This window comes from Pseudomonas sp. DTU_2021_1001937_2_SI_NGA_ILE_001 (assembly GCF_032463525.1).
Taxonomy (GTDB): Bacteria; Pseudomonadota; Gammaproteobacteria; order Pseudomonadales; family Pseudomonadaceae; genus Aquipseudomonas.
The window spans coordinates 4,181,235-4,198,102 of record NZ_CP135971.1 but is presented as its reverse complement, the minus strand read 5'-3'; the positions used below and the strand labels follow the sequence as shown (position 1 = coordinate 4,198,102).

Genomic DNA, 16,868 nt, shown 5'->3' with positions numbered 1-16,868 from the left:
CGTGGCTAGCCGGTAGTGAGAGTGGTGGTCACCAGGTCGTAGAAGGCCTTGGCCATGGGTGAGGTCTCATCACGGCGCTGCACCAGCCAGATGGCGCTGGTGGCGCCCTCGTCGAGCAGGGTGCGGTACACCACGCCGTCGATGCGCAGGCGCTGATAGGAGGCCGGCAGCACTGTCACCCCCAGCCCGGCTGCCACCAGACCGATGATGGTCATCACCTCCCCGGCTTCCTGGGTAATCAACGGGCTGAACCCGGCTGCACGGGCCAGCCCGAGGATCTGCGCGTACAGCCCGCTGCCGTAGCTGCGCGGGAAGAACACGAACGGCTCGGCGGCCAGTGCCGCCATGTGCAGCCCGGCTTCGCTGCCGCTCGCCAGCGGGTGGTCCGAGCGCATGATCGCCACCAACGGCTCGTGCAACAGCTCTTGCGCGACCAGCGTGTCCGGCAGCGGCAGCGGGCGCATGATGCCCACTTGCATGCTGCCCTCCTGCAGGCGCTCGACCACGTCCTGGCTGGTCATTTCCTGCAGGGCCAGGTGCACCGCAGGGTAGCTCTGACGAAAGGCAAAGATCGCCTTGGGAATGCTCGAGGTGAAGGGTGCCGACGCGGTGAAGCCGATCTTCAGCTCGCCCAGCTCACCCAATTGCGCACGCCGCGCCACGTCGGCGGCCTTGTCGACCTGGGCCAGCACCAGCCGGGCCTCGTCGAGGAACAGCCGACCGGCCTCGCTGAGCGCCACACGGCGGTTGGTGCGCTCGAACAGCCGGGCGCCCAGTTCCTGTTCCAGGGCCTGGATCTGCTGGCTCAGCGGCGGCTGGGAGATGCCCAGCGCCTCGGCCGCACGGCCGAAGTGCAGCTCTTCGGCGACCGCGATGAAATAGCGCAGATGACGCAGCTCCATACCCACCTCAATGATTCGTAAAACCTATCAAACGGGTCGAACAATATATTGGATTGCATAAATAGCGCGCTATATGCTTTTTCGCATGCCTGCTGCCCGCCCCACCGAGGTTCTGCCGTGAAGCCCGACACCCCAGTGCTCGTCCATGACGCCCCGTCCACCACCAGCCCCGAGCGGCCCGCGCAAGCCCGCTACATCGAGAAAAACACGCCGCTGTTCAAGCGCACCGTGCTGGCGCTGTTCGCCGGCGGCTTCGCCACGTTCGCCCTGTTGTACTGCGTGCAGCCGATGATGCCGCTGCTGTCGCAGGAGTTTGCCATCAGCGCCGCGCAGAGCAGCCTGGTGTTGTCGGTGTCGACCGCGATGCTTGCCATCGGCCTGCTGATCACCGGGCCGATTTCCGACCGTATCGGGCGCAAGTCGGTGATGGTGCTGGCGCTGTTCTGCGCCGCCTTGGCCACGCTGGCCAGCGCGCTGATGCCCGACTGGCAGACCATGCTGGTGACCCGCGCCCTGGTGGGCCTGTCGCTGAGCGGCCTGGCGGCGGTGGCGATGACCTACCTGAGCGAAGAGATCCACCCCACCCACCTGGGCCTGGCCATGGGCCTGTACATCGCTGGCAGTGCAGTCGGCGGCATGTCCGGGCGCTTGATCACCGGGGTGCTGATCGATTACGTGAACTGGCATGTGGCGTTGCTGGTGATCGGCGGCCTGGCGCTGGTCTGCGCGGCGGTGTTCTGGCGCATCCTGCCCGAGTCGCAGCACTTCAAGCCGCGCTCGCTGCACCCGCGCAGCCTGCTGGAGGGCTTCGTGGTGCAGTTCCGCGACCGCGGCCTGCCCCTGCTGTTTCTCACCGCGTTCCTGCTGATGGGCGCCTTCGTCACCCTGTTCAACTACATCGCCTACCGTTTTCTCGAAGCGCCGTATCACCTGAGCCAGGCCCTGGTCGGGGTGTTCTCGGTGGTCTACCTGTCGGGGATCTACAGTTCGGCGAAGGTCGGCTCGCTGGCTGACCGCCTGAGCCGCCGCCGCGTGCTGTGGGCGGTGATCGTGCTGATGCTCGCCGGCCTGGGCATGACCCTGTTCGAGCCGCTGCCGGTGGTGGTCGCCGGGGTGCTGATCTTCACCTTCGGCTTCTTCGGCGCACATACCGTGGCCAGCAGCTGGGTCGGCCGTCGCGCCAGCCGCGCCCGTGGCCAGGCCTCGTCGCTGTATCTGTTCTGCTACTACGCAGGCTCCAGCGTGGCCGGCACCGGTGGCGGGGTATTCTGGCACTACGCGGGCTGGAACGGCATTGGTCTGTTCATCGGCGTGTTGTTGGTGCTGGCTCTGGTGGTGGCGCTGCGCCTGGCCAGGCTCGCACCGCTGCCCGGCGGTGACTGAGCCGCTAATGCTCGAATATTGCCCTGTAGGACCGGCTTCAGCCGGGAAGCTGTTGCGCGGCCAAAGCCAATACTGCTCGCTTAAGCGGCATGTGGCCCGGTGGTAGCGCCTTTAGCCGCGAAAGCGCCAGAAAATTCACTTCATCTGCTGTGAACAGGCGGTCGCTTCGCGGCTGAAGCCGCTCCTACCCGGCCTGACTGACCCGTATTGCGGCCAATGCGAGGGGATAGCGATCAGCCGTGGTACTGCGCCGAGAACTCGTGGACCGCTTCGATGAAGGCACCGGCATTGGCCGGGTCGACTTCCGGGGTAATGCCATGGCCGAGGTTGAACACATGGCCGCTGCCGTGGCCGTAGCTGGCCAGGATACGCGCCACTTCCTGGCGGATCGCCTCGGGGCGGGCGTAAAGCACGCTGGGGTCCATGTTGCCCTGCAATGCCACCTTGTCACCGACCCGCGCACGGGCCTGGCCGATGTCGCAGGTCCAGTCCAGCCCCAAGGCCTCGGCACCGGAGTCGGCCAGGCTTTCCAGCCACAGGCCGCCGCCCTTGGTGAACAGGATCACCGGCACTTGGCGACCATCGTGCTCGCGGATCAGCCCGGAGACGATTTTGCGCATGTAGGCCAGGGAGAACTCCTGGTAGGCCGCCGCCGAAAGGCTGCCGCCCCAGCTGTCGAAGATCTGCACCGCCTGGGCACCGGCACGGATCTGCCCGTTGAGGTAGGCGGTGACCGACTGCGCCAGCTTGTCGAGCAGCAGATGCATGGCCTGCGGATTGTCGTAGAGCATTGCCTTGGACTTGCGGAAGTCCTTGGACGAACCGCCCTCGACCATATAGGTGGCCAGGGTCCAGGGGCTGCCAGAAAAACCGATCAACGGTACCCGGCCATTGAGTTCGCGGCGAATGGTGCTGACCGCGTCCATCACGTAGCCCAGGTCCTTTTGCGGATCGGGAATCGGCAGGGCCTCGATGTCGGCCAGGCTGCTGACGGTCTTCTTGAAGCGCGGGCCTTCGCCGGTCTCGAAGTACAGGCCCTGGCCCATGGCGTCGGGGATGGTGAGGATGTCGGAGAACAGGATCGCCGCGTCCAGCGGGTAGCGCTCCAGCGGCTGCAGGGTGACTTCGCACGCCAGCTGCGGGTTCATGCACAGGCTCATGAAGTCACCGGCCTTGGCCCGGCTGGCGCGGTATTCCGGGAGGTAGCGACCGGCCTGGCGCATCATCCAGACAGGCGTCACGTCCACCGGTTGCTTGAGCAGGGCACGCAGGAAACGGTCGTTCTTCAAGGCAGTCATGGCAGCTTCCGCAAAAAATGTGCGCGCATTTTCTCAGAGCGGGAAGAACAGATACAAGCGACAGGCTTGCCGCAGAAAACAGAAAGGGCCCGAAGGCCCTTTCTCATTGACGTGCATCAGCACTGTAGGACCGGCTTCAGCCGGGAATCGCGAGACGCCTTTCGCGGCTGAAGCCGCTCCTACCGGAGCCTGCGCTTGCGCAAGCTCACACGCCGAGGTAGTCGAGGATACCTTCGGCGGCGTTGCGGCCTTCGAAGATCGCCGTCACGACCAGGTCGGAACCGCGCACCATGTCGCCACCGGCGAAGATCTTCGGGTTGCTGGTCTGGTGCTTGAACTGGCCCTGCTCTGGCGCCACCACACGGCCCTGGCTGTCGGTCTGGATGCCGAACTGCTCGAACCACGGGGCGGGGCTGGGACGGAAGCCGAAGGCGATGACCACGGCGTCGGCCGGGATGATCTCTTCGGAACCCGGAATCGGCTCGGGGCTGCGACGGCCACGGGCATCAGGCTCGCCCAGGCGGGTCTCGACCACTTTCACGCCTTCGACCTTGTCTTCGCCGATGATGGCGATCGGCTGACGGTTGTAGAGGAACTTCACACCCTCTTCCTTGGCGTTCTTCACTTCCTTGCGCGAGCCGGGCATGTTCTCTTCGTCACGGCGATAGGCGCAGGTCACCGCCTTGGCGCCCTGGCGAATCGACGTACGGTTGCAGTCCATCGCGGTGTCACCACCGCCGAGCACCACGACCTTCTTGCCCTTCATGTCGACGAAATCTTCCGGCGACTTCTCGAAGCCCAGGTTGCGGTTGACGTTGGCGATCAGGAAGTCCAGCGCGTCGTGCACGCCTGGCAGGTCCTCGCCGGCGAAGCCCCCCTTCATGTAGGTGTAGGTGCCCATGCCCATGAACACGGCATCGTATTCGGCCAGCAACTGGTCGAGGGTCACGTCCTTGCCCACCTCGGTGTTGAGGCGGAACTCGATGCCCATGCCGGTGAACACTTCACGGCGACGGCTCAGCACGCTCTTTTCCAGCTTGAACTCGGGAATACCGAAGGTCAGCAGGCCGCCGATTTCGGGGTTCTTGTCGAACACCACCGGGGTCACGCCGCTGCGCACCAGCACGTCGGCACAGCCCAGGCCGGCCGGGCCGGCACCGATGATCGCCACGCGCTTGCCGGTGGGCACCACACGCGACATGTCCGGACGCCAGCCCATGGCGAAGGCGGTGTCGGTGATGTACTTCTCTACCGAGCCGATGGTCACCGCACCGAAACCGTCGTTGAGGGTGCAGGCGCCCTCGCAAAGACGGTCCTGCGGGCAGACGCGGCCACAGACTTCCGGCAGGGTGTTGGTCTGGTGCGACAGCTCGGCGGCGGCCAGGATGTTGCCTTCGGCGACCAGCTTCAGCCAGTTGGGGATGAAGTTGTGCACCGGGCACTTCCACTCGCAGTATGGGTTGCCGCAACCCAGGCAGCGATGGGCCTGGTCGACGGACTGCTGGGGCTTGAAGGGTTCGTAGATTTCCACGAACTCTTTCTTGCGCTGGCGCAGCAGCTTTTTCTTCGGATCCTTACGTCCGACATCAAGGAACTGGAAGTCGTTACTCAGACGTTCAGCCATGGTTGTTGCCTCATCATGGCAGCTTCAGGCCAGGCACCTGAAGCTGCAGAAAATCACGGTGAGCAGGCGAGCTTCGCACTGCATTTAACTTGCGGCTTGTCGCTTGCCGCTTGCAGCTGCGTTACTGCGGGTTGGCCCGGGTGCTGGAGAGCAGCGACTTGAGGCTCGCGGCTTTCGGCTTGACCAGCCAGAAGCGGCGTACGAAGTCGTCCAGGTTCTCGGCCAGGTTGCGGCCCCACTCGCTGTCGGTCTCGGCGACGTACTCGTCGAGCACCTTCTGCAGGTGGCTGCGGTAGGCTTCCATGGCTTCGCCGCTGATGCGCTGGATTTCGACCAGTTCGTGGTTGACGCGGTCAACGAAGGTGTTGTCCAGGTCGAGCACGTAGGCGAAACCACCGGTCATGCCGGAACCGAAGTTGTAGCCGGTCTTGCCCAGTACGCAGACGAAACCGCCGGTCATGTATTCGCAGCAGTGGTCACCGGTGCCTTCTACCACGGTGTGCGCGCCGGAGTTACGCACGGCGAAACGCTCGCCCGCCGTGCCGGCGGCGAACAGCTTGCCGCCGGTGGCACCGTACAGGCAGGTGTTGCCGATGATGGCGCTTTCCTGGGTCTTGAACGGGCTGCCCTTGGGCGCAACGATCACCAGCTTGCCACCGGTCATGCCCTTGCCCACGTAGTCGTTGGCATCGCCTTCGAGGTACATGTTCAGGCCACCGGCGTTCCACACGCCGAAGCTCTGCCCGGCCGTGCCCTTGAAACGGAAGGTGACCGGCGCCTTGGCCATGCCCTGGTTGCCGTGCTGCTTGGCGATCTCGCCGGAGATCCGCGCGCCGATGGAACGGTCGCAGTTGCAGATGTCCAGTTCGAACTCACCGCCGCTCATGGCTTCGATGGCCGGCTTGGCCATTTCGACCATCTTCTCGGCCAGCAGGCCCTGGTCGAACGGTGGGTTGCGGTCGACCTGGCTGAACTGCGGCTTGTCGGCCGGCACGAAGTCGCTGCCCAGCAGCGGCGTCATGTCCAGGTGGTGCTGACGCTCGGTGTCGCCCGGCAGCACTTCCAGCAGGTCGGTACGGCCGATCAGCTCTTCCAGCGAGCGTACGCCCAGGCGCGCCAGCCACTCACGGGTTTCTTCGGCGATGTAGGTGAAGAAGTTGATCACCATGTCGACAGTGCCGATGTAGTGGTCCTTGCGCAGCTTGTCGTTCTGGGTGGCTACGCCGGTGGCGCAGTTGTTCAGGTGGCAGATACGCAGGTACTTGCAGCCCAGGGCGATCATCGGTGCGGTACCGAAGCCGAAGCTCTCGGCACCGAGAATGGCCGCCTTGATGACGTCCAGGCCGGTTTTCAGGCCGCCGTCGGTCTGCACCTTGACCTTGCCACGCAGGTCGTTGCCGCGCAGGGTCTGGTGAGTCTCGGCCAGGCCCAGCTCCCACGGCGAGCCGGCGTACTTGATGGAGGTCAGCGGCGAAGCGCCGGTACCGCCGTCGTAGCCGGAGATGGTGATCAGGTCGGCGTAGGCCTTGGCCACGCCGGCGGCGATGGTGCCGACACCGGCCTCGGCCACCAGCTTCACCGAAACCAGCGCCTGCGGGTTGACCTGCTTGAGGTCGAAGATCAGCTGCGACAGGTCTTCGATGGAGTAGATGTCGTGGTGCGGCGGTGGCGAGATCAGGGTCACGCCAGGCACCGCATAGCGCAGCTTGGCGATCAGGCCGTTGACCTTGCCGCCGGGCAGCTGGCCGCCTTCACCGGGCTTGGCGCCCTGGGCCACCTTGATCTGCAGCACGTCGGCGTTGACCAGGTACTCGGGGGTGACACCGAAGCGGCCCGTGGCGATCTGCTTGATCTTCGAGCTGCGGATGGTGCCGTAGCGCGACGGGTCTTCGCCGCCCTCACCGGAGTTGGAGCGCGCGCCCAGGCGGTTCATCGCCTCGGCCAGGGCTTCGTGGGCCTCTGGCGACAGTGCGCCAAGGGAGATACCGGCGGAGTCGAAACGCTTGAGGATGTCGCTCAGCGGCTCGATTTCGTCCAGGCTCAGCGGCTGCTCGGCGGTCTTGACCTTGAGCAGGTCACGCAGCATCGACACCGGACGGTTGTCCACCAGCGCGGTGTATTCCTTGAATTTCTCGTAGTTGCCCTGCTGCACAGCGGCCTGCAGGGTGTTGACCACGTCCGGGTTGTAGGCGTGGTACTCGCCACCGTAGACGAACTTCAGCAGGCCGCCCTGCTGGATCGGCTTGCGCGGGCTCCAGGCTTCGGCGGCCAGCAGCTTCTGGTCGGACTCCAGGTCGACGAAGCGCGCGCCCTTCAGGCGGCTCGGTACGCCACGGAAGCTGAGGTTGCAGACTTCCTCGGACAGACCGATGGCCTCGAACAGTTGGGCGCCACGGTACGAGGCGATGGTCGAGATACCCATTTTCGAGAGAATCTTGAGCAGGCCCTTGGTGATGCCCTTGCGGTAGTTCTTGAAGACTTCGTACAGGTCGCCCAGCACCTCGCCGGTGCGGATCAGGTCGCCCAGCACTTCGTAGGCCAGGAACGGGTAAACCGCCGACGCACCGAAGCCGATCAGCACGGCAAAGTGATGCGGGTCACGCGCGGTGGCGGTTTCCACCAGGATGTTGCTGTCGCAGCGCAGGCCCTGCTCGGTCAGGCGGTGGTGTACGGCGCCGGTGGCCAGCGAGGCGTGCACCGGCAGCTTGCCAGGGGCGATGTGGCGGTCGCTGAGGACGATCAGCGTATGGCCGGAGCGCACCGCTTCCTCGGCCTGGTCGGCGATGTTGCGCACGGCCGCTTCCAGGCCCAGGCTTTCGTCGTAGTTCAGGTCGATGATGTAGCGCTCGAAGCCGGGGCGCTCCAGGTTCATCAGGGCGCGCCATTTGGCCGGGGAAATGACCGGCGAGCTGAGGATCACCCGCGAAGCATGCTCGGGCGACTCCTGGAAGATGTTGCGCTCGGCGCCCAGGCAGATTTCCAGGGACATGACGATGGCTTCGCGCAGCGGGTCGATCGGCGGGTTGGTGACCTGCGCGAACTGCTGGCGGAAGTAGTCGTAAGGCGAGCGCACGCGGCGCGACAGGACCGCCATCGGCGTGTCGTCACCCATCGAACCCACCGCTTCCTGGCCCTGCTCGCCCAGCGGACGCAGTACCTGGTCACGCTCCTCGAAGGTGACCTGGTACATCTTCATGTACTGCTTGAGCTGGTCCTGGTTGTAGAAGGCCGAACCGTGGTCGTTGTCTTCCATGGTCGCCTGGATGCGCAGGGCATTCTTGCGCAGCCACTGCTTGTACGGGTGACGCGACTTCAGGCGATTGTCGATGGCGTCGGTGTCGAGGATCTGGCCGGTCTCGGTGTCGACGGCAAAGATCTGCCCAGGCCCTACACGGCCTTTGGCAATGACGTCTTCGGGGGTGTAGTCCCACACGCCGATTTCCGAGGCCAGGGTGATGTAGCCGTTCTTGGTCATCACCCAGCGCGCCGGACGCAGGCCGTTACGGTCGAGCAGGCACACCGCGTGGCGACCTTCGGTCATCACCACGCCGGCCGGGCCGTCCCACGGCTCCATGTGCATGGAGTTGTATTCGTAGAAGGCGCGCAGGTCCGAGTCCATGGTCTCGACGTTCTGCCAGGCCGGCGGGATGATCATGCGCACGCCACGGAACAGGTCGATGCCGCCGGTAACCATCAGCTCCAGCATGTTGTCCATGCTCGAAGAGTCGGAACCGACACGGTTGACCAGCGGGCCGAGTTCTTCCAGGTCCATCAGGTCGTTGGTGAACTTGGTGCGCCGTGCCTGGGCCCAGTTGCGGTTGCCGGTGATGGTGTTGATCTCGCCGTTGTGCGCCAGGAAGCGGAACGGCTGGGCCAGCGGCCACTTGGGCATGGTGTTGGTCGAGAAACGCTGGTGGAACACGCAGATGGCGGTCTGCAGGCGTTCGTCACCCAGGTCCGGATAGAAGGCCGCCAGGTCGGCGGGCATCATCAGGCCCTTATAGATGATGGTCTTGTGCGAGAAGCTGCAGATGTAGTGCTCGGTGTCTTCGGCGTTGGCCACCGAGGAGCGACGGCGGGCGCTGAACAGCTTGACCGCGAATTCCGAATCGCTCAGGCCGTCGCCGCCGATGAACACCTGCTCGATCTTCGGCAGACGCTCCAGGGCCAGACGGCCCAGGACGCTGGTATCGATGGGCACTTGGCGCCAGCCGATCAGGTCCAGGCCTTCGGCGAGGATCTCGCGGTTCATGTTTTCCCGGGCGGCGTCGGCACGGGCGTCGTCCTGATTGAGGAAGACCATGCCCACGGCATACTGGCCCGGCAGCTCTGCACCGAACTGCTCCTTGGCCACGGCGCGCAGGAACAGGTCGGGCTTCTGGATCAGCAGGCCGCAGCCGTCACCGGTCTTGCCGTCGGCATTGATGCCGCCACGGTGGGTCATGCAGGTCAAGGCTGCCATGGCCGTCTGCAGCAGGTGATGACTGGCTTCACCTTGCATGTGGGCGATCAGGCCAAATCCACAGTTAGCCTTATGTACATCCGGATGGTACAGACCTGTTTTCATAGACACTTTCTCACCAGGCTGCCTCGCATTGGAGGCAAATTCTTCGATTCAACCACCACCTTTCACGCCGAACGTGCGCCGGCTTTGGAAAGGCAAAACGGAGGCCATTGTACACAGCAGTGCCAAGGCTCACAAATTTTATGACTTATTACTGAAAATGCATGTCGCATTTATGAAGGTTTAAAGCGTAAAAAAATGATAAACCGCTGTGATTTGAGCGATGGATCAGGCTGAGAGGCAGGATTTGCGGCGCAGACACCGCAAGGCGCACCACCAAGAAAGCGATGCGGCTGGCGAAGGAGGGGTCGGATCTTTCAGATAAGCGGTCCCTGGGGGACCGCTTCAATCCGCAGGATTCAGCGTGTGGCTGCCAGCTCTTGCTGGATGCTGGCCACTGTCCGAGGCCAAGGTTTACCAGCCTGGACCTTGGCTGGCAAGTTTTTGATCGCAGCCAGGGCGGCGTTGCGGTCGTTGAAGTTGCCGTAGGTCACCACGTACAGCGGCTTACCCTGCAGGGTTTTCTTGAAGTAGCGGTATTCGCCACCCTGCTCGGCCACATAGGCCTGGGCCGCCGCTTCAGAACTGGTGCCGAGGATCTGCACCACGTAATGACCGGGTGCCTGGCTGCTGTACCAGTTACCACCGGCAGCCGGCTTGGCCGCCGCCACCGGCTTCTCGACCGGCTTTTCAACCGGTTTGGCGGGCGCGGCAGGCGCCGGCTTGGCGGTGGCGACCTGGGTCTGTGGCGCCGGAGCAGGCTTGGCTGCCGGCGCCTGGACCGGAGCGGCCTGCGTCGGCGCCGGAATCGACGACCGTGGCACGTCGGCAGCCTGACCGGCCGGTGGCGTGCTGGTGTTGACGGTTGGCGGATGCGCCGGCGAAGTCGACGGCACGCTGTCTTCGTCGACATCGCTGCTACCGCCGGCAGCTTCTGCCAGCGGGCCGCGCATCACAGGCTGCGAGTTGCCAGCCAGCGGCAGCGGCATCGGCTGCGAGTTGCCAGCGAACTCGATGGCCGGGCCGCCATTGTTGGATTGCTGGTTGGCAGGCGCTCCTTGCCCGAGCGGCAGCTGTGCCTGCGCCGTGGCCGGAGCGTTGGGCGCCTTGCCCTTGTCGCCTCCCGGAATCAGCACGGCCGCGGCCACCGCCGCTACGACCACGGCCCCAAGGGCCAGTACGTGTTTCTTCGGCATCTTGAACCCCACGCTAGGACGCTTGACCGCAGAACGGCTTGCGATCATCGCTTCGATCATTGAGTCGCGGGCCACCTGGTTGATGTTCCCAGGCCAGCCTTCGGACTGTTCGTGAATATCGGCGATCTGCTCCGCCGTCAGCAGGGCAATGCCTTGCCCCGCGCCATCCAGGCGCTGTGCCAGATATTCACGGGTTTCTTCTTCGTTGTAGGGCTGCAGCTCGATGACGTGGAAACGTTCGCCTTCGACTTCGCCCTGCATCTGGCCGCAGATCTCGTCCAGACGGTCGATCAGCGACGCCTCACCGAACAGGAACACATGTGGACGCCCTTCCGGCACGCCTTCGGCCAGTTCCAGCAGGACTTCGAGCGCCGAGTCGCCGAGTTGTTCCGCGTCGTCGACCAGGATGTAGACCTCCTGTCCGGTGAGGGCCAGCTGCACCACCTGGTCGAGGATCGGCTTGATCTCTGCCTGAGGCACGCTCAGCGATTCGGCGACCTGTTGCAATACACCGGCCGCTTCGCCAGCCGCACGCGCGGAAACCACGACGCTCTGGACCGATTGCTTGTTGGTGCTGGCTACCAGCGCCTGGCGCAACAGCGTCTTGCCGCTGCCCTGCGGGCCGGTCACCGCCAGCAGCAACTGGCTGTAGCGCGCCAGATGATGCAACTGGCCCAGCACCGGCTTGCGTTGCGCGGGGAAGAACTTGAAGCCAGGCACACGCGCCCCGAAGGGGTCATGGCTCAACTGGTAGTGGCCGAGAAAGGCCTCGTCTGCATGCAAACTAGTCATCGGGCTTTCCATTAACCTCTAAGCTGATCCACCAGGGCGGGGTAGTCCGCAACCAGGGTGGCCTTGAGTACTTCTTGCGGATAATCGTCGGTCACTACCGCTTCGCCAATACGGCGCAGCAGCACCAGGCGCAGACGGCCATCGAGAACTTTCTTGTCGACGGACATGTGGGCCATGAAGCACGCCTCGTCCATTTGCTCGGGCGGCACCACCGGCAGGCCGGCGCGCTGCAGCAAACGAATGCCGCGGTCGCGGTCGGCGCTGCTGATCCAGCCCAGCCGTGCCGACATTTCCAGGGCCATCACGGTACCGGCCGCGACCGCCTCACCGTGCAGCCAGACACCATAGCCCATCTCGGTTTCGATGGCGTGGCCGAAGGTATGCCCCAGGTTGAGCGTGGCGCGCACCCCCGACTCGCGCTCGTCGGCGCCCACCACCCGGGCCTTGGCCGCGCAGGAGCGCTCGATGGCGAGGGTCAGCGCCTGCGGATCGAGGCCGCGCAGGGCGTCCATGTGTTCTTCGAGCCAGGTCAGGAAGGGTTCGTCGCAGATCAGCCCGTACTTGATGACCTCGGCCAGCCCGGCAGACAGCTCACGCTCGGGCAGGCTGCGCAGCGAAAGGGTGTCGATGAGCACCACGGCCGGCTGGTAGAACGCCCCGACCATGTTCTTGCCCAGCGGATGGTTGATGCCGGTCTTGCCGCCTACCGAGGAGTCGACCTGCGACAGCAGGGTGGTCGGGATCTGGATGAAATTCACCCCACGCTGGTAGCAGGCCGCCGCGAAACCGGCCATGTCGCCGATCACCCCGCCACCCAGGGCGATGACCGTGGTACGCCGGTCGTGGCGGGCCGCCAGCAGACCATCGAATATGAGCTGCAGGGTTTCCCAGTTCTTGAATGCCTCGCCGTCCGGCAGCACCACAGGCAGGACGTTGTAGCCGGCCAGCGTGGCGGTCAGGCGTTCGAGGTAGAGCGGAGCGACCGTGGTATTGGTGACGATGGCCACCTGGCGCCCGACGATGTGCGGCGTCAGCAGCTCCGGACGATCCAGCAGACCTTCGCCAATATGAATCGGATAACTACGCTCACCAAGATCGACCTTAAGAGTCTGCATGTATCCCCACAGTGATTACCGATTGGGCGCTTTCGCGCACCGCAGCGGCAGACGGCCCGTCGCCGCCTGCGGCCTGAATTTTATGGTCGCCGAGAATAGCGCATTTTCGTCTGCGCTTTAACGGGGCGGAAGCTCCGCCAGGCGGGCCAGTATCTCCATGACCACCATCCTGGGCGGCCGTTCGTCGGTTTCGATCACCACATCGGCGATCTCCCGGTACAGCGGGTCGCGCATCGCCAGCAGGTCGCCCAGCACTTTGGCCGGGTCGGCGGTGCGCAACAGGGGGCGGTTGCGGTCGCGAGCCGTGCGGCTGACCTGCTGGTCGACCGAGGCATGCAGGTAGACCACGCGCCCGCCGGCATGCAGGGCCTTGCGGTTTTCCTCGCGCATCACCGCGCCACCGCCGGTGGCCAGCACCAGCCCGTCGGAAGCACAAAGCTCGGCGATCATCGCCTGCTCACGCTCACGAAATCCCGCCTCGCCCTCACGGTCGAAGATCCACGGGATGTTGGCACCGGTGCGCTGCTCGATTTCCTTGTCGGAGTCCTTGAATGGAAGTCGCAGTTCTTTGGCCAGCAATCGACCGATGGTGCTTTTGCCAGCCCCCATCGGCCCCACAAGTATTAGATTTCGCACAGAATCAACGACCTACAGCAATCGCCTGGTTGTTCATGATGCGCGGTGTCAGGAAGACCAACAGCTCGGATTTGGAATCGGACACCACGTCACGCCTGAAAAGGCGGCCAACATACGGCACATCGCCAAGAAATGGCACTTTTTCTACAACTTTACTTTGCGTATTGGAGAACACCCCGCCGATCACGATGGTCTCGCCATCGGAAATCAGCACCTTGGCATTGACCTCGTTCTTCTTGATCGGCGGTACGCCGAGCACCGCGTTGAGGTAGTCAGGCTCGTCCTTGGTGACCTTCACCTCCATGATGATGCGGTTGTCCGGAGTGATCTGCGGAGTCACCTCCAGCGACAGCGAGGCTTCCTTGAAGCTGACCGTGGTCGCACCGCTGGAGCTGGACTCCTGGTACGGAATCTCGGTGCCCTTGAGGATCTTGGCGGTTTCCTTGTCGCTGGTCACCACCTTGGGCTGCGAGACGATCTCGCCGTTGCCGGTCTTTTCCATGGCACTGAGTTCGAGGTCGATCAGGGTGTTGTTGGTGACGAAGCCGATGCCAAAACCAGACGTCGCGCTGGGTGCACCAAGGTCGACGAAGGGGATATTGCGGGTCGAGGTGGTCGAACTGGTGCCGGTCCCGGTGGATCCGCCGTCGTTGATCGTGGAGCTGCCACCACTGGTACTGCTCGAAGTGAGATTGTCGTCCAGACCGTAGGTCGTCCAATTGCCACTGGTCCGGCTGCCGCCCCAACGCACCCCCAGCGCCTTGTCGTAATCGACGTTGGCCTCGACGATGCGCGCCTCGATCATCACCTGACGAACCGGAATGTCCAGTTGCGCGACGATGCGGCGCAGCTCGTCCAGACGTTCCTGGGTCTGGTAGGCAATGATGTTGTTGGTGCGCTCGTCCACGGTGATGGAGCCGCGCTCTTCGGCCTGGGCCTCGGCGCTGGTCACCGACTGGAACAGCTTGGCGATGTCCGCGGCCTTGGCGTAGTTGACCTGCAGCAGTTCACGACGCAGCGGCGCCAGTTCGGCGATCTGCTTCTGCGATTCGAGTTCCTGGCGCTCACGGGCGGCGATTTCGTCAGCCGGCGCCACCAGCAGCACGTTACCGATCTTGCGCTTGTCCAGACCCTTGGTCTTGAGCACCAGGTCCAGCGCCTGGTCCCACGGCACATTCTGCAGGCGCAGGGTGATACCGCCCTGCACCGTGTCGCTGGCGACCAGGTTGAGGTTGGTGAAGTCGGCGATCAGTTGCAGCACCGAGCGCACGTCGATGTCCTGGAAGTTCAGCGACAGTTTCTCGCCGGTGTACACCGGCTTGTCGGCCGCGCGCCGCTCCAGGTCCTGATTGGTCAGGGGCCGCACGCTGATGGTCAGGCGGTTGTCGGTCTGGTAGGCGGAGTAGTCATAGGGACCGGAAGGCTCGATGCTGATGCTGGTCTTGTCACCGGAGGTGGTGGCAGTGACGAACTGCACTGGGGTGGCGAAGTCCTTCACATCCAGGCGTACGCGCAGCGGGTCGGGCAGCTGGGTCTTGGCGAACTCGACGAAGATCTTGCCATTGCGCTCCTGAATGTCCGGTGCGATGGCTGCGCTGCTGAGGTCGATGAGTACATTGCCTTCACCCAGCTCACCGCGCTGGAAGTCCAGGTTGCGCACCGCCTTGGCTCCCGCCGGGACGCTGATGCGCGGGGCAGCCGGAGCGGCTGACGGCTGGGCGGCACGCGGGGTGTTGCGTGTCGCGGCAGGTGCAGTGGCGACAGGTGCTGCCGTGGTAGGTTGCGAGGCCTGCGCGGCGGCAGCGCCCTGGCCGATCACCACGAACAGGTTGTTGCCTTCGACCCGGGTGCTGTACGGCGCCAGGGTGGTGAGGTTGACGATGACCCGGGTGCGATCCTTGGCCTGCACCACGACCACGCTGCGGGCATTGCCACTGCCCAGGTCACGACTGCGATTGGCCAGCTGGGTATTCACGCCGGGCAGGTCGAGGGCGATACGCGCCGGCTGCTCGGTGGTGTAGCCACGCGGGGCAGGTACGGGGGAGTCGAACGATAGCTTCAGCTCGATACGGTCACCCGGCAGCGTGGCGACGTCCAGGGTCTTGAGGCTGGCAGCCTGAAGCCAGGGTGCCAGCATCGCCATCCAAAGCGATACGACGAGGGTCGAAAGAATCCGGGTCATGTTCAATTTCCGTCGTACGGTGTTCTGCATGCTTGGTACTGCCCACTTCATGAGCGCTCCTTGAGGGAAATGGTGCGCGGCCTTTCCAGCCAGCCCCCCTCTCCATCTGGAACAATTTCGATGACATCGATCTGCGTATCGCTCACCGATACGATCCGACCGTCGTTACGCCCCAGGTAATCGCCCACCTTGACCCTGTGCACCCCGCCCGCTCCCTTGAGCAGCGCAAATGTACCCGAATCGTTGCCGATGGTTCCGACCATTTCGAAGGTCTCGATGTTGAAGCCTTCGAGGAATTGCTTGACCCGTGCCTCGTCGGGCTTGACCAGCCTCGAGCCCTTCTGCCGGCTCAGCGCATCGATCTTCATTGGCGGCATGAACGGGCTGCGCAGGCTTGCCGCGTTGTAGGTAAACGCTTCGTAGGGGCGGAACTTGGGCAGCGGCTCGATGGCGCCGGTAGGTCGTTCACGGGCCTCGGTCACGAACGCCGCCAGGTCGCCGACATCGTCATTGCCGCCGCACCCCGTCAGGCCCAGCAATGCCAGGCAGGCACACAACAGACGCACCGCCCTCATTTGTTCAGCCCCTGATCGTTGTAACGGTAGGTCTTGGCCAGGATGTTCATGCGCAGCCTGTTCGGGTTCTTGGCATCGACGGGCTTGATCTCGAAATCGTGCAGCGTGACGATCCGCGGCAGGCTGGCCACGCCGCTGACGAAAGTGGCCAGGTCATGATAGCCACCCACTACGGTGATCTGGATCGGCAACTCGATGTAGAACTGCTGGGCGGCTTCAGGCAGCAGCTTGATTTCCTCGAATTCCAGGCCACTGCCCAGACCGGTACGGGTAATGTCTTCGAGCAACCCCGGTACCTCGGTGTCGCTGGGCAATTGCCGCAGCAGCGCACCGAAGGTGTTTTCCATTTCCACCATCTGCTTCTTGTAGGGCTCGAGGTTCGCCGCCTGGAAGGCCTTGGTGGTGAACTGGTCCTTGAGCAGCCCTTCGTTGGTCCGCGCGCCGTCGAGTCGCGCCTCCAGGTCCTGGATATAGAAAAAATAGCCCAGCGCCAGAACCAGCAGCATGGCCAGGGCACAGGCAATGACCTTGACTGCCGCCGGCCAGCTGCCGACGTTGTTCATGTCCAGCTCGTTGAGATCGATCTTGCGCAGGCCTTCCA

The 16,868-nt window shown here is 64.0% G+C and carries 11 protein-coding genes; 1 reads left to right on the top strand and 10 read right to left on the bottom strand.

The annotated features are described in order from the left end of the window. Positions 1 to 5: 5 nt before the first annotated feature. The gene (locus RRX38_RS18245; protein WP_315960171.1) at positions 6 to 902 is read right to left on the bottom strand and encodes a LysR family transcriptional regulator; all 897 of its coding nucleotides are present in this window, start codon (positions 900 to 902) and stop codon (positions 6 to 8) included. A 135-nt stretch (positions 903 to 1,037) separates the two neighbouring features. On the opposite strand from RRX38_RS18245, the gene RRX38_RS18240 reads away from it, so the two are divergent. Then, the gene (locus tag RRX38_RS18240; protein WP_315962702.1) at positions 1,038 to 2,285 is read left to right on the top strand and encodes an MFS transporter; all 1,248 of its coding nucleotides are present in this window, start codon (positions 1,038 to 1,040) and stop codon (positions 2,283 to 2,285) included. Positions 2,286 to 2,518: 233 nt separating this feature from the next. Here RRX38_RS18240 and hemE read toward each other — a convergent pair whose 3' ends face one another. The 9 genes from hemE to pilO all read right to left on the bottom strand — a co-directional run bounded on the left by hemE (position 2,519) and on the right by pilO (position 16,830). Next, positions 2,519 to 3,583 (bottom strand): uroporphyrinogen decarboxylase, encoded by a 1,065-nt coding sequence (hemE, locus tag RRX38_RS18235; RefSeq protein WP_315960170.1) that lies wholly within the window; start codon positions 3,581 to 3,583, stop codon positions 2,519 to 2,521. A 205-nt stretch (positions 3,584 to 3,788) separates the two neighbouring features. Continuing rightward, positions 3,789 to 5,207, bottom strand: a complete 1,419-nt coding sequence (locus RRX38_RS18230; RefSeq protein WP_295471668.1) for an FAD-dependent oxidoreductase — start codon at positions 5,205 to 5,207, stop codon at positions 3,789 to 3,791. Between the two features lie 121 nt (positions 5,208 to 5,328). Beyond that, positions 5,329 to 9,774: a glutamate synthase large subunit gene (gene gltB / locus RRX38_RS18225; RefSeq protein WP_315960169.1), complete on the bottom strand. Its 4,446-nt coding sequence runs from the start codon at positions 9,772 to 9,774 to the stop codon at positions 5,329 to 5,331. Between the two features lie 356 nt (positions 9,775 to 10,130). Next, positions 10,131 to 11,759 carry an AAA family ATPase gene (locus RRX38_RS18220; protein WP_315960168.1) on the bottom strand — a complete coding sequence of 543 codons (1,629 nt, stop codon included), beginning with the start codon at positions 11,757 to 11,759 and terminating at the stop codon, positions 10,131 to 10,133. Between the two features lie 11 nt (positions 11,760 to 11,770). Further along, entirely contained in the window at positions 11,771 to 12,874 is a 1,104-nt protein-coding gene (gene aroB, locus RRX38_RS18215; RefSeq protein ID WP_315960167.1) for a 3-dehydroquinate synthase, read from the bottom strand. Positions 12,875 to 12,991: 117 nt separating this feature from the next. After that, positions 12,992 to 13,510, bottom strand: coding sequence for a shikimate kinase AroK (gene aroK, locus RRX38_RS18210; RefSeq protein WP_295471678.1), 519 nt, complete (start codon positions 13,508 to 13,510; stop codon positions 12,992 to 12,994). A gap of 4 nt (positions 13,511 to 13,514) precedes the next feature. Next, on the bottom strand, positions 13,515 to 15,692 hold the full coding sequence (pilQ, locus tag RRX38_RS18205) for a type IV pilus secretin PilQ (RefSeq protein WP_315960166.1): 2,178 nt from the start codon (positions 15,690 to 15,692) through the stop codon (positions 13,515 to 13,517). A 47-nt stretch (positions 15,693 to 15,739) separates the two neighbouring features. Beyond that, positions 15,740 to 16,267 (bottom strand): type 4a pilus biogenesis lipoprotein PilP, encoded by a 528-nt coding sequence (gene pilP, locus RRX38_RS18200; protein ID WP_295471683.1) that lies wholly within the window; start codon positions 16,265 to 16,267, stop codon positions 15,740 to 15,742. Then, entirely contained in the window at positions 16,264 to 16,830 is a 567-nt protein-coding gene (pilO, locus tag RRX38_RS18195; protein ID WP_410524919.1) for a type 4a pilus biogenesis protein PilO, read from the bottom strand. The genes pilP and pilO overlap by 4 nt, the downstream gene beginning before the upstream one ends. Between the last annotated feature and the right edge of the window lie 38 nt (positions 16,831 to 16,868).